This window comes from Chryseobacterium metallicongregator, from assembly GCF_031324065.1.
GTDB lineage: Bacteria > Bacteroidota > Bacteroidia > Flavobacteriales > Weeksellaceae > Chryseobacterium > Chryseobacterium metallicongregator.
The window spans coordinates 669,959-684,491 of record NZ_JAVIXS010000020.1 but is presented as its reverse complement, the minus strand read 5'-3'; the positions used below and the strand labels follow the sequence as shown (position 1 = coordinate 684,491).

Sequence of the window (14,533 nt, the reverse complement as noted above, 5' to 3'; positions counted from 1 at the left end):
ATTAAAGTTGCTAATTTATTGATTTTTTGTTTTGTAAATAATTCCTGAAACAAATTTATATCTGCAAAGCGACAAAACTTGACACATTAAAAAACTTTTTTATCCAATTATTGAGTTTGAGAGTAATGTAAGTAGTTATGGGTACTATATTGTTTTAAATAGTGATGTATTTAGCTGATTTTTTACTTTAAAACCTAATCTGCCATTTGTTTTGCTTAAGGAGAGTTGGCAGAGTGGTCGATTGCGGCAGTCTTGAAAACTGTTGACTGTAACAGGTCCGGGGGTTCGAATCCCTCACTCTCCGCAAGAGGCGAAAACGAAAGTTTTCAAAAGGCATCAAAAAATAGATATATCCTGCAAAATCAATGATTTGCAGGATTTTTTTATTTATGGCAATTGCTGTAATTTTCAAAAATACTCCAAAAGTTTGTGGCAATTGTGTGGCAGTTTTTAAATTGCTTAAAAATTGCCACAAAAGAAGATTCAAAAAGCTGTAAAAATGCGTTTAATTAATTTGTAATGAACGTGTTGTAAATCTAAACATCTTGATTCGAGGAACTTTTAGTTTGACATTTATAACCTTAAAAATGTTGAATTATGTTAGTAGAACAAAGCTATGGGCTCACTTTCTTTTTAAAGAGCTCAAAAAATGAAAAGATCCGCCATATTTATGTACGGATAACAGTAGATGGCATTCCTAAAGAAACCTCTACGAAAAGAAAATGGTATCCCAACCGATGGGATCAGAAAGAAGGCAAAGCTGTGGGGACGAAAGAAGACGCAAAGACTATCAATCTTTTCCTTGAATCTTTAATGACTAAGATGAACAGCTACAGAACCGAGCTCATGAATAATGGTATTCCCATTACCTCTATTGATCTTATAAATTTTGTAAACGGAAAATATAAGCCTCGCAATAAGGTACTTGAAGAATTTCAGGAACATAATGATGAGATGGGCAAATTGGTGGAGACCGGAGAATATACCAAAGGAACACATGACCGTTATATCACTGCAAGGTCTCATGTCCAGGAATTTATAAAGTATCAATATAATAAAGATGACATAGAGTTCAGAGTTCTGAACTATGAGTTTGTAAAGGATTATGATTTATACCTAAAAACAGTAAGGAAATGTTCGAATAATACTTCACTGAAGTATATCAGCAATTTTAAGAAAATAGTACTGAGAGCTATTGCCAAAGAGATCATTCCTAAGGATCCGTTTAAGCTTTTTATCGGAAAGAAGACTAAGATTAGAAAGAAACCTTTGACAAAAGCTGAACTCAGACGAATTGAAGAAAAAGAATTTAGCTCAGAACGGCTGTCAGTAGTACGGGATATTTTTGTTTTTCAGTGTTACACAGGATTGTCCTACATCGATGCTTTCCAGCTAAAATGGGTAGACATTAAAGAAGCTGATGATGGAAGCGCTTGGATCATGTCCAGTAGGCAAAAATCAAAATCTGACACAGATATACCGCTCCTACCTAAAGCGTTGGAAATTATAGCTAAATATAGGGATAATCCATTATGCTTAAAAAGAAGTACTGTACTGCCTGGTCGATCTAATCAGAAAATGAATGAGTATCTAAAGGAGATAGCGGTTTTATGTAATATGAATTTAACACTTAATACTCATAAAGCACGACGTACCTTTGCCAGTACAGTTACTTTAAACAACGGTGTATCGATACACGTTGTTAAAGAAATGCTGGGCCATCATTCAGTGAAACAGACCGAGGATTATGCAATCACCGAGCAGGAATCAATTGCACGTGAAATGAAAGAACTTGAAGTAAAGCTAAGAGGTACGGGTAATTTCAATAGTGATCTGGTGAAATTTCTTGAGCAGCTTGAAAAAGAATTTCATAATTTAAAAAACGCTCAGAACGTTCATTCAGAGATTTCCCTTACTGACAGATGTAATGCTTTTGAAAATATGCTTAACAGAGCAAAGGCAATTATTTAATAAAAACAATTCCCTCAAAATCTTGAAGTATTGAGGGAATTGTTTTGAATCAGCTTTTCTGTTTAGACAGAACTTCTACCGTGCTGCGATAATCTGGATGATAAGATGGAATATACCTAATGTATCCAAACTGCTGAAGCTGCTTAAAATATTTATGATAACTGGTTATTGTAGTGATGTGCGAAAACGCCATAAGCTTTCTCCTGCTCACCCTGATAACCCATTTTTCATTTTGTTTGTAGGCAAGGCGAGCAATTGCAATCAACAAAGCAATATGCCAAACATTCAGTTTTGGATCATTTTGGATTTCATCAAGGAAATCAAACCAGTGCTGCATATTACTCCTCTTCATAGTCAAATAGATGTTGAAGGTCTTCCCAATTGTAATAATAGGAGCCTAATAATTTCTTGAATCGAATTTTGCCTGTGATCCTGAGATTTTGCAATGTCGAAGCAGAAATATTCAGTTTTCTGCGAATTACCTTACTTCGCATCCAGCCAAATTCTTCATGCTCTTTTGAATTAGCCATCTTAGCTTTTATTAGGTTCTCAATATCCGAAACTATAAGGTTTCTCAATGCTACTAAATCATTTTTTGTTATTGTATCCATATTTATAAATTTTGATTTAATTCAAAATTTAAACTTTAGACTTACAGATATCCTAAAAGAGGAAGTTATGGGCGTGATTTTTCTTTGTATTTCTTAGCTAATAGCTTTTAAACATTAAAAGATAATCTACAACATAGATTAATTGTTAGAGGATTCTATTAAATAACATTTATATTGTTTATACAAAAAATGCCCCGAAGATAGTCGAGGCTCTAAATGTTTTCACAACGGAATAATCCTTATTGTGAATTGCTTTTCAAAATTATATTACAAATATATAAGAAAAATTATATTCTCGACTACGGAAAACCGTAATTATTTTGTAAAAGTTAACTTTAAATTTATAAGCAAGACAAGGACTCCAATTTGGAATCCTTGAAATTTTGTGAAGCAATTCACAAAACTCTACAAATAATTAAATAAAACAATTATTTAATTATAAAGAGTTATGCTGAAATAGGTATCAATACTTGGGATATTGATAAATTGGGTTTGGAATCCAAAAATAATTCTTCGTCAAGAAAAATCTTATTTCTGTGTAAAGGTAATTAAAATATTTATATTTGTAGAGTAAAACTGAAAAAAATAATAAATATGAAAATACTTGGATTAGACTTGGGAGTTTCATCAATTGGCTGGGCTTACGTTAAGGAGGATTCTAAAAATTCTGAAAACAATAAAATTATCAAATTAGGGGTTCGAGTAAATCCATTAACTGTTGATGAACAGTTGAATTTTGAAAAAGGAAAACCGATTACAACTAATGCAGGAAGAACTTTAGCCAGAAGTGCGAGAAGAAATCTTCAAAGGTTTAAGTTAAGAAGAGTCAATCTTATTGATGTTTTAAAGAAAAATAATATTCTTAAAGAATCTGACTTACTTGCCGAAGTTGGCAAAAATTCAACATTTCAGACTCAGGAGCTAAGAGCAAAGGCAGCAAAAGAAAAAATAGAGCTTTCAGAATTGGCCAGAGTTCTGCTTCTTATCAATAAGAAAAGAGGATATAAAAGCAGTCGTAAAGCTAAAAATGAAGAGGATGGACAGATTGTGGACGGAATGGCTGTTGCTAAAAAATTGTATGAAGAGAATCTAATACCCGGAGAATATTCATATCAACTTTTACAGCAGGGCAAAAAGCAACTGCCTGATTTTTACCGTTCAGATTTACAGGCGGAATTTGATAAAGTATGGAATTTTCAAAAACAATATTATTCAGAAATCTTAACCGATGACCTTTATAAAGAATTACACGGCAAAAATAAAAATGCAACTTGGGCAATTTTGAAAGAACCATTTTCTCTCGTTGGAATCAAGCAAATCGGAACAATGCAGGAGAAAAAAGTAGAAAAATATTTTTGGAGAAGTGAAGCAGTAAAAAAGCAATTGGATTTTGAAAGCCTGGCTGTTGTATTTCAGGAGATCAATAGCAACCTGAATAATTCAAGTGGTTATTTGGGAGCAATCAGCGATCGGAGTAAGGAGCTGTATTTTCATAATCAAACGGTTGGGGAATATTTATTTCAGCAGTTGAAAGTGAACCCTCATTCCAAGCTTAAAAACCAGGTTTTCTACAGACAGGATTATCTGGACGAATTTGAGAAGATATGGGGAACTCAATCGAAGTATTATAAAGAGCTAACGAAGGAATTAAAGGAAGAAATTCGGGATATTGTTATTTTCTATCAAAGGAAGCTCAAATCACAGAAAGGTTTAATCAGTATCTGCGAGTTTGAAAATAGGGAAATTGAAATTACAGAAAACGGAAAAACAAAAAAGAAAACAGTTGGATTAAAAGTGGCGCCGAAATCATCACCTTTGTTTCAGGAGTTTAAAATCTGGCAGGTTCTAAATAATTTACAATTTCAAAATATAGAAACAAAGGAAGTATTCCCAATAGATTTAGATTTTAAACAATCCATTTTTGATGAAGTAAATATAAAAGGAAAACTTTCTGCAAAAGAAGTTTTAGATCTTGCTGGTTATCCAGGTAAAGAATGGAAAACTAATTTCAAAGAGATTGAAGGAAATTATACCAATGAAAACCTATACAATGCTTTTCTTAGAATGATAGCAGATGAAGGAGTAGAATTTCCAAAAGAATATAAATTAACCATTGATGATGAAATTAAAGTTTCTAAAATAAATGCTTCTGCAGAGATCATAAAATTATTTGTTAGAGAGAAGCTGTCAGAAATGGGAGTTAATACTTCTATTCTGGATTTTAACCCGGAATTGGAAGGAAATGATTTTGAAAAACAGGCTTCTTATCAACTATGGCATTTGCTGTATTCCTATGAAGGCGATGATTCACCTTCTGGAAATGAAAAATTGTATGAGTTGCTGGAAAAGAAATTTGGATTCAAAAAAGAACATTCCAAACAATTAGCTGAGATTGGTTTTTCCCAGGATTATGGAAGTCTTAGTTCTAAGGCGATGCGAAAGATTTATCCCTACATTAAAGAACATAAATACAGCATAGCCAGTAATTATGCAGGTTATAATCATTCAAAAAATTCTTTAACCAGAGAGCAACTGGAGAACCGGATTTTGAAAGAAAAATTGGATATTCTTCCTAAAAACTCTTTACGGAATCCTGTAGTTGAAAAGATTTTGAATCAAATGATTAATCTTGTGAATGAAGTTTCTAAGGAATACGGAAAACCTGATGAAATAAGAATTGAATTGGCGCGAGAGCTCAAACTTAATGCGGAAGAACGCGCTACCATGACTTCCGAAATTAATAAAGCTACCATACAACATCAGAAATATGTGGAGGTTTTGCAAAAAGAATTTGGTATAAAAAGTCCTTCAAGAAATGATATCATCCGATATAAATTATACTTAGAATTGGCGAATAATGGCTTTAAAGATTTATACACAGATATAAAAATTGAAAGAGAGAAATTATTTACAGAGAAATATGACATCGATCACATCATTCCGCAATCCCGTTTCTTTGATGATAGTTTCTCCAATAAAGTTTTAGTCCCAAGAAGTGCTAATCTTAAAAAAGGGAATTTTACTGCTTTCGATTATCTTGAGATTGAAGGAAAGGAAAAATTAGAGAAGTTTCTAAATATTGTAAAAGATTTGTATGATAAAGGAGCGATTACTAAAGCAAAATATGAAAAGCTACAGAAAAAAAGCTCTGAAATAGGGGATGGCTTTATTGAAAGAGATTTGCGAAACACACAGTATATTGCAAGAAAATCGAAGGAAATACTTTTTGGAATAACCAATTCTGTAGTTCCCACTTCTGGAAGGATAACGGATAAACTTCGTGAGGATTGGAATCTTGTCAACACCATGAAAGAACTTAATTTGGAAAAATACAGAAAATTAGGACTTACAGAAACGGTGATCAATTCAAAAGGGGAAGAGAAGCAAAGAATTATAGACTGGACAAAAAGAAACGACCATCGTCACCATGCAATGGATGCTTTAACGGTTGCTTTTACTACTCATAATCATATTCAGTATTTAAATTACCTAAATGCAAGAAAAAATGAAGCACATAAAGAGCATAAAATAATTACAAATATTGAAAACAATATCACAGAAATAATTGAAAAGAAAAATGGCTCAAAGGAAAGAAGATTTAAAAAGCCTTTCAAAAATTTTAGAGCTGAAGCTATAAAACATTTAGATGAAATATTGATTTCTCATAAAACTAAAAATAAAGTAGTTACCAAAAACATCAATAAAATTAAGAAAAAAGGAAGCGTAATTGCAAAAACTGAACTTACTCCAAGAGGACAGCTTCATAAAGAAACGATTTACGGAAGTTCAAAATTTCTTACAACAAAAGAAGAAAAAGTATCAGGAAAATTTGACGCTGAAACTATTCAGAAAGTTAAAAATGAAAAATATAGAAATGCTCTGCTAAAAAGATTGCAGGAGTTTGGTAGTGATTCTAAGAAAGCATTCACCGGAAAAAATATTATTTCTAAAAATCCAATATTTCTTAATGTCGAAAAAACGGAGCAATTACCTGAAACTGTAACTTTAGCATGGTATGAAACTGGTTATACGATTAGAAAAGCTGTTAATCCTGATATTTTTAAAGATTTTAAAAATATTGAAAAAGTTATTGATAGAGGCGTTCGTAATATTCTAAGTGAAAGATTAAAACAATTTAACGGCAACCCTAAAGAAGCCTTTTCTGATTTGGAAAAGAATCCAATATGGCTTAATAAATCAAAAGGAATTTCAATAAAGGCGGTTACTATTACAGGGATTAATAATGCCGAAGCTTTACATTACAAAAAAGATCATTTAGGAAAAAATATTTTAGATGAAAATGGTCAAATGATAGCCGTTGATTTCGTGAGTACAGGAAATAATCATCATGTTGCAATTTATGAAGATAAAAATGGCAATCTACAGGAAAAAGTTATGAGTTTTTATGAAGCTGTAGAAAGAGTAAATCAAAATTTACCAGTTATTGACAAAGAATATAATTCTGGGTTAGGTTGGAAATTCTTGTTTACAATGAAACAGAATGAAATGTTTTTATTTCCATCAGAAGATTTTGACCCGAAAGAAAATGATTTATTTGATGAAAGGAATCTTAATTTAATCTCTAAAAATTTATTTAGAGTTCAGAAATTTACAATCAGAGATTATTTCTTCAGGCATCACTTAGAAACTACAGTTGAAGATAATTCAGCATTGAAAGGTATTACATGGAGAAGAGAAGGCCTAAGTGGATTAAAAGGTGTTTTGAAGATTCGTTTAAATCACGTGGGAAAAATAGTTCAGGTAGGAGAATATTAAAACTTTTATAGTATGATCACCCGCACCATTTACATCGGCAATCCCGCTTATCTCAAATTAAAAGATGAGCAGATGAAAATTCTCTGTCCAGAAACCAAAACGGAAAAGGGGAGTGTTCCTGTGGAAGATTTAGGGCTTTTGATGTTGGACCATTTTCAAATTACTATTTCTCATAATCTGATCCAAAAAATGATGGGGAATAATGTTGTGGTGGTAAGCTGTGATGCACATCATTTGCCGCATGGAATTATGTTACCGTTGTATGGTCATACTGAACATTCCGACAGGGTAAAAGATCAGTTGGAAGCAAGTGAACCATTGAAAAAACAGCTTTGGAAGCAAACCGTGGAATGTAAAATTGAAAATCAGAAAAATGTTCTGATGAAATTGGAAAACTATTATGAACCAATGGTTGAATACCAAAGAAATGTAAAGTCTGGGGATTTAACCAATATGGAAGGTATTGCAGCTCAGCATTATTGGAAATATCTGATCAGCCTTGATTTTTTGAGACAGCGTTTCGGAGAATCACCCAATCAGTTCTTTAATTTCGGGTATGCGGTTCTCAGAAGTATTGTCGCTAGGGCTATTGTTGAAACAGGATTATTGCCCGTATTGGGAATTTTTCATAAAAATAAATATAATCCTTACTGTCTTGCCGATGATCTGATGGAACCTTATCGTCCGTTTATTGATTTACTAGTAATGCAGTGGCTGGAAATTCATCCTGATGCAGAAGAACTGACGAAAGAATTTAAAGCTCATATTCTGCAGATTGCAACCAAAGATGTGCGTATTGATGATAAAACCAGACCATTGCTGGTTGCTGTAAAAATGACGGTGTCGTCGCTTTACAAATGCTATACAGGAGAAAAAAGATTAATTTCTTATCCTGAACTGTTATGAACGCCGAAAGGTTTAATGCATACCGGATTATGTGGGTTTTAGTATTATATGATCTCCCGACTGAGACCAAAGCGAATATGAAAGATGCTAACCGCTTTCGGAAGGCACTCATTGATGATGGTTTCACCTTGTTTCAGTTCTCAATGTATGTACGCCATTGTCCGAGCCGGGAAAATGCTGAGGTTCATATTAAAAGAGTTAAATTTATGCTTCCAAAAGCCGGAAAAGTTGCCATTATGTGTATCACAGACAAACAATTTGGAGATATTGAAATCTTCTTTGCCAGGAATAAAGAAGAGCCACCTCCAACCTTTCAGCAGCTTGAATTATTCTAAATTTTAAATTCTAAACATAAAAATAATCTACTGGTTTTCAGTAGATTATTTTTTGAGGCTGTGACTAATCACGAAGATAATAATTTTTGAAAGCAATTCACAACAAGACAATACAAAATCACTTATTGATACTTGCTGTGACTAATCACGAAGATAATAATTTTTGAAAGCAATTCACAACCAATAGGATATGGACGGCCCTGAATGCGAAGCTGTGACTAATCACGAAGATAATAATTTTTGAAAGCAATTCACAACAGTATTTTCCTAAGAATAAATTCTTGATCAGCTGTGACTAATCACGAAGATAATAATTTTTGAAAGCAATTCACAACCAAAAACATTGGCTGTGTTTTCATCAGAATGCTGTGACTAATCACGAAGATAATAATTTTTGAAAGCAATTCACAACTAGTTTAGGATGCAGAACTAAAAAAGTAGTGCTGTGACTAATCACGAAGATAATAATTTTTGAAAGCAATTCACAACTATCCTTACGTTATTGAATGAATTCTTTTTGCTGTGACTAATCACGAAGATAATAATTTTTGAAAGCAATTCACAACATGGATCATAAGGTAATGGTAAGTGGCTGAGCTGTGACTAATCACGAAGATAATAATTTTTGAAAGCAATTCACAACGACATTTCACTTCTGCTATATCATCAATATGCTGTGACTAATCACGAAGATAATAATTTTTGAAAGCAATTCACAACTGTAGCTGGTTACTTTGATAAACTCACCATGCTGTGACTAATCACGAAGATAATAATTTTTGAAAGCAATTCACAACTATCGGACCAAACACATTCCTGATTTGAATGCTGTGACTAATCACGAAGATAATAATTTTTGAAAGCAATTCACAACGACTTGATCGATAATATCTCTCACGTAAAAGCTGTGACTAATCACGAAGATAATAATTTTTGAAAGCAATTCACAACTATTGAGTTTTTTAATAAAAATAAATACATGCTGTGACTAATCACGAAGATAATAATTTTTGAAAGCAATTCACAACTATACCAATATGCAATTCCAAAAATATCTTGCTGTGACTAATCACGAAGATAATAATTTTTGAAAGCAATTCACAACAGGAACAACCGCGGTTATTGACATTGTTTTGCTGTGACTAATCACGAAGATAATAATTTTTGAAAGCAATTCACAACACTGAACCGCTATTGGAATAGCTCCGTTTGGCTGTGACTAATCACGAAGATAATAATTTTTGAAAGCAATTCACAACTATAATAACATTCCCCCCTGTGCCATCTAAGCTGTGACTAATCACGAAGATAATAATTTTTGAAAGCAATTCACAACAATAAAAAATGGATTTATGGAAATTAGAAAGCTGTGACTAATCACGAAGATAATAATTTTTGAAAGCAATTCACAACGATTTTATGGAGCCATGCAGATCTTTATTGGCTGTGACTAATCACGAAGATAATAATTTTTGAAAGCAATTCACAACATGTTAGAACAGACTTTACGCATGTTCGGTGCTGTGACTAATCACGAAGATAATAATTTTTGAAAGCAATTCACAACCCAGTTTCGCCACCCTCTTGTTTTGCAGGTGCTGTGACTAATCACGAAGATAATAATTTTTGAAAGCAATTCACAACCTTTTTTGGCGTATAATAAAATTTGGTTAGGCTGTGACTAATCACGAAGATAATAATTTTTGAAAGCAATTCACAACCGGTTCTACGTAGTGCCATTTACAAACGGTGCTGTGACTAATCACGAAGATAATAATTTTTGAAAGCAATTCACAACTTACCCATGTGGTAAGTGTTATGAGTGTAGGCTGTGACTAATCACGAAGATAATAATTTTTGAAAGCAATTCACAACCCTTGGCACAATAGTTCTGTTGAATTCAAAGCTGTGACTAATCACGAAGATAATAATTTTTGAAAGCAATTCACAACATTGAAGTAATCCACCTTTGCTCCATATCCGCTGTGACTAATCACGAAGATAATAATTTTTGAAAGCAATTCACAACAGCCTGTCTTTTTTAAGCAAGCTGTTATTAGCTGTGACTAATCACGAAGATAATAATTTTTGAAAGCAATTCACAACCATCTGAATATTTACAAAAAGACATTGATTGCTGTGACTAATCACGAAGATAATAATTTTTGAAAGCAATTCACAACCATCTGAATATTTACAAAAAGACATTGATTGCTGTGACTAATCACGAAGATAATAATTTTTGAAAGCAATTCACAACATGCGGAAAGTAATTATAAATTAAATGATGGCTGTGACTAATCACGAAGATAATAATTTTTGAAAGCAATTCACAACAGTATCATTGGAGTCAAAATTGATAGTTGTGCTGTGACTAATCACGAAGATAATAATTTTTGAAAGCAATTCACAACACTTTAAGTTTTGGTTACTGTTTTTGACCTGCTGTGACTAATCACGAAGATAATAATTTTTGAAAGCAATTCACAACGTGTGTGGAGTTAATCCATATGTAAGAGCTGCTGTGACTAATCACGAAGATAATAATTTTTGAAAGCAATTCACAACTAGGAACATTACCTGCAAAAATGTATCTAAGCTGTGACTAATCACGAAGATAATAATTTTTGAAAGCAATTCACAACTACATATCAAACTGATATTCACGTTCTTTTGCTGTGACTAATCACGAAGATAATAATTTTTGAAAGCAATTCACAACCCTTTCGCCGTTTTTTACAATATAATTCGCGCTGTGACTAATCACGAAGATAATAATTTTTGAAAGCAATTCACAACAAAAGCATTAGGTATGCTTGACGCTACAGCGCTGTGACTAATCACGAAGATAATAATTTTTGAAAGCAATTCACAACACTTTTTTTCCAATATAAATAGGGTTGTTTGCTGTGACTAATCACGAAGATAATAATTTTTGAAAGCAATTCACAACTATTTGGTGGAATATTCTATTTAAGCTATAGCTGTGACTAATCACGAAGATAATAATTTTTGAAAGCAATTCACAACATCTATGATTATTTTAAATTTTTTGCCTGCGCTGTGACTAATCACGAAGATAATAATTTTTGAAAGCAATTCACAACGAATGGCGTGAGCTTCACGCACGTTGTCATGCTGTGACTAATCACGAAGATAATAATTTTTGAAAGCAATTCACAACGGAATACTCACTAAACAACCCAGAAGGATTGCTGTGACTAATCACGAAGATAATAATTTTTGAAAGCAATTCACAACATGCAAATAGACTTGATGTTCTTAGAACCGGCTGTGACTAATCACGAAGATAATAATTTTTGAAAGCAATTCACAACAGCTTGTTCAGTTTGAAGCCTTGCCTGTTGGCTGTGACTAATCACGAAGATAATAATTTTTGAAAGCAATTCACAACACGCGGATAAGTCTCAGTAGTTCTACCATAGCTGTGACTAATCACGAAGATAATAATTTTTGAAAGCAATTCACAACAGAATTCACTTTAGTATTGGCTTGGTTGTTGCTGTGACTAATCACGAAGATAATAATTTTTGAAAGCAATTCACAACTCTGCATTCTGAAATACGTTAAACTGTCTGGCTGTGACTAATCACGAAGATAATAATTTTTGAAAGCAATTCACAACTACAAAAAGGTGTGATAATTTTCCTATAAAGCTGTGACTAATCACGAAGATAATAATTTTTGAAAGCAATTCACAACTACAAAAAGGTGTGATAATTTTCCTATAAAGCTGTGACTAATCACGAAGATAATAATTTTTGAAAGCAATTCACAACACATCAGCTTCTTTGTATATTTTAACTCTTGCTGTGACTAATCACGAAGATAATAATTTTTGAAAGCAATTCACAACTAGGATTGATGATCTTTCCCGTAAAGATGGGCTGTGACTAATCACGAAGATAATAATTTTTGAAAGCAATTCACAACTTCTGTGATAAAATCATTTATTTTTCTAATGCTGTGACTAATCACGAAGATAATAATTTTTGAAAGCAATTCACAACTTATTGTAACTTCTTGATTTAAATTCCCGGGCTGTGACTAATCACGAAGATAATAATTTTTGAAAGCAATTCACAACCCGATAGTTCTATGGGCTGATATTGATCGGGCTGTGACTAATCACGAAGATAATAATTTTTGAAAGCAATTCACAACCAACATGGTAATCATATCACTTACTTTAGGGCTGTGACTAATCACGAAGATAATAATTTTTGAAAGCAATTCACAACGGGCTGAGCGTGTAGGCGTTGCCAGGCAGAGCTGTGACTAATCACGAAGATAATAATTTTTGAAAGCAATTCACAACATTCCAAACCTGATTCCAGCTGTGAGTAATTACTAAGATAATAACTTTGGGAAGAAATTCATATCTATGCAATGTCTCGTGAAAGATTTTAGGCTGTTGTAGGTGGTTGGAAAGATAGTAATTAATTGTTCATCCATTACTATTGTCATTGTTATTTCCAATGTACCACCTTTCAATTTTTAATACAAGAAATTGTTTTCTCAAAAATATAACTGATTTTGAGTTTATAGCTAAAATAAGTAGTTTTTTAGCTATATCCAATGATATGGTTTATCCTTACGATTAATATAGCAGTGCATTTCCTCTTTTTTAAGTTCGGGGAAAAACTCTATAGCTTTATCAATTGCATAATTTGGTAGGAAATGGATTTCTTCACGAATTGCTTTGACTACTCTTTCGTAAGTATAAAATTCTACAATTCTATCAATGTCGTTTTGATTACCACGTTCAACAATGCGGGCAATAATTGACTTATAGGCTTTATCTAGATCCATCGCATCTAAATCAAAATCCCAAAAAAATGAAGGATCAATATCAAAGCACGGTCTTTTTTTATTTCCTGTTTTCATAGCATAAATTTACTGAATAATAGTGATATATAAAAGTTTAACGCTTGAATCCACGTCTCTTTTGTTTATTATTTTGCTCTTTGATTTCAGTAAATTTAAGTAATGGGTTATGGACTGATTTTTTTAATCTCTCCTCTATATTTTGCCAGGTTATATTTTTACCTTTTATCATCTTGACTTGTACATTCCTATCAATACTGTCGTAATGTAGTAAACTTAAGGCAGCAAGTGAGGGATTTCCTCCATACTTTTTTTGATAAAAATCAAGATAAGTCTTAAGAGAATTGTGTTCCAATAGAAAATGCATATCAACGAAATCTTTTATTCTGCTTCCATCTTGAAATATAGCGTGAAGTTTCATGGCGCCTATATCCTCAAGGGATGCCAACCTAATGGCTTCTTTTGTTATTATTGTAGGCAATTGCCATTGATACTGATGGGCAAGAATATCGACCTTGATTTCAGATATTTTCAAAAGTAATGTATTTTCAAATGTATTTTTAACTTCTACAGGATAGTTATTCGAAAGATAGTTTAGGATGGACTTCTCGTTAAACGGCTTAGTTGTAAACAGATCAATATCAATACTTAAACGATGACCAAGCATTAGACTGAGTGCAGTACCACCTACCAGGGTAAAGTCCTTTAGTCTTTCCTCTTTCATCAGTTTTTGCAGAAGTTCCAACATTTCCTTACTGACAGTTTCTTTATATAGCATATTTTCATTTTTCAGAAAATTAATTCTGAAAATGAGGTATGTCTCTACAAGGGCTTTACAAGGAACTATTTGGCTTCGATTAGCGATGAAAGCTAAATTATAAGCCCTTTATTGATGGAAGTATTAATAATATGACTCACTAATTTATTTCTGTTGGTAGATACGTAAGTATGTACCTGCACATTGATAGAGTTAATTTAAATTTTAGGATAGTTTGTGCTTCTAATTGGCTCTTGTAATTTTAAGAAGTCTGCCTTTTAGTTGGATACCTTAAAATCTATAATATGTAGATGGCTTTGTTTTATACT

At 32.5% G+C, this 14,533-nt stretch carries 8 protein-coding genes, 1 tRNA gene and 1 CRISPR repeat array; of the genes, 5 read left to right on the top strand and 4 right to left on the bottom strand.

The features are described 5' to 3' along the window. Positions 1–219 precede the first annotated feature (219 nt). Positions 220–304: transfer RNA gene (locus REB14_RS20995), tRNA-Ser, on the top strand. A 293-nt stretch (positions 305–597) separates the two neighbouring features. After that, on the top strand, positions 598–1,971 hold the full coding sequence (locus REB14_RS20990) for a site-specific integrase (protein WP_309523207.1): 1,374 nt from the start codon (positions 598–600) through the stop codon (positions 1,969–1,971). A 49-nt stretch (positions 1,972–2,020) separates the two neighbouring features. On the opposite strand, the gene REB14_RS20985 is transcribed toward REB14_RS20990, so the two are convergent. Together REB14_RS20985 and REB14_RS20980 are read right to left on the bottom strand one after the other, a co-directional pair. Further along, the gene (locus REB14_RS20985) at positions 2,021–2,323 is read right to left on the bottom strand and encodes a hypothetical protein (RefSeq protein WP_309523206.1); all 303 of its coding nucleotides are present in this window, start codon (positions 2,321–2,323) and stop codon (positions 2,021–2,023) included. Next, positions 2,310–2,582 carry a DNA-binding protein gene (locus REB14_RS20980; protein WP_309523205.1) on the bottom strand — a complete coding sequence of 91 codons (273 nt, stop codon included), beginning with the start codon at positions 2,580–2,582 and terminating at the stop codon, positions 2,310–2,312. The genes REB14_RS20985 and REB14_RS20980 overlap by 14 nt, the downstream gene beginning before the upstream one ends. 594 nt (positions 2,583–3,176) lie before the next feature. Between REB14_RS20980 and cas9 the strand changes: the two genes are divergently transcribed. Genes cas9 through cas2 form a run of 3 tightly spaced genes read left to right on the top strand, consistent with a single transcriptional unit; the run spans position 3,177 to position 8,599 of the window. Continuing rightward, complete coding sequence (cas9, locus tag REB14_RS20975) at positions 3,177–7,358, top strand: type II CRISPR RNA-guided endonuclease Cas9 (RefSeq protein WP_309523204.1); 4,182 nt, start codon at positions 3,177–3,179, stop codon at positions 7,356–7,358. Positions 7,359–7,370: 12 nt separating this feature from the next. Then, on the top strand, positions 7,371–8,264 hold the full coding sequence (cas1, locus tag REB14_RS20970; protein ID WP_309523203.1) for a type II CRISPR-associated endonuclease Cas1: 894 nt from the start codon (positions 7,371–7,373) through the stop codon (positions 8,262–8,264). Further along, the gene (gene cas2 / locus REB14_RS20965) at positions 8,261–8,599 is read left to right on the top strand and encodes a CRISPR-associated endonuclease Cas2 (protein WP_007842732.1); all 339 of its coding nucleotides are present in this window, start codon (positions 8,261–8,263) and stop codon (positions 8,597–8,599) included. The genes cas1 and cas2 overlap by 4 nt, the downstream gene beginning before the upstream one ends. Positions 8,600–8,656: 57 nt before the next feature. Further along, positions 8,657–13,003: a CRISPR direct-repeat array (repeat unit 47 nt; unit sequence GCTGTGACTAATCACGAAGATAATAATTTTTGAAAGCAATTCACAAC). Positions 13,004–13,189: 186 nt separating this feature from the next. Here cas2 and REB14_RS20960 read toward each other — a convergent pair. Further along, complete coding sequence (locus tag REB14_RS20960) at positions 13,190–13,507, bottom strand: DUF6922 domain-containing protein (protein WP_309523202.1); 318 nt, start codon at positions 13,505–13,507, stop codon at positions 13,190–13,192. A gap of 37 nt (positions 13,508–13,544) precedes the next feature. Further along, the gene (locus REB14_RS20955; protein WP_309523201.1) at positions 13,545–14,225 is read right to left on the bottom strand and encodes a nucleotidyl transferase AbiEii/AbiGii toxin family protein; all 681 of its coding nucleotides are present in this window, start codon (positions 14,223–14,225) and stop codon (positions 13,545–13,547) included. Positions 14,226–14,533: the final 308 nt, after the last annotated feature.

What these genes read in the sequence shown, in the direction of transcription:
- REB14_RS20960 (WP_309523202.1), bottom strand. Translation starts at nt 13,507, where the DNA reads ATGAAAACAGGAAATAAAAAAAGACCGTGCTTTGATATTGATCCTTCA.
- REB14_RS20985 (WP_309523206.1), bottom strand. Translation starts at nt 2,323, where the DNA reads ATGAAGAGGAGTAATATGCAGCACTGGTTTGATTTCCTTGATGAAATC.
- cas9 (WP_309523204.1), top strand. Translation starts at nt 3,177, where the DNA reads ATGAAAATACTTGGATTAGACTTGGGAGTTTCATCAATTGGCTGGGCT.
- REB14_RS20955 (WP_309523201.1), bottom strand. Translation starts at nt 14,225, where the DNA reads ATGCTATATAAAGAAACTGTCAGTAAGGAAATGTTGGAACTTCTGCAA.
- REB14_RS20990 (WP_309523207.1), top strand. Translation starts at nt 598, where the DNA reads ATGTTAGTAGAACAAAGCTATGGGCTCACTTTCTTTTTAAAGAGCTCA.
- cas2 (WP_007842732.1), top strand. Translation starts at nt 8,261, where the DNA reads ATGAACGCCGAAAGGTTTAATGCATACCGGATTATGTGGGTTTTAGTA.
- cas1 (WP_309523203.1), top strand. Translation starts at nt 7,371, where the DNA reads ATGATCACCCGCACCATTTACATCGGCAATCCCGCTTATCTCAAATTA.
- REB14_RS20980 (WP_309523205.1), bottom strand. Translation starts at nt 2,582, where the DNA reads ATGGATACAATAACAAAAAATGATTTAGTAGCATTGAGAAACCTTATA.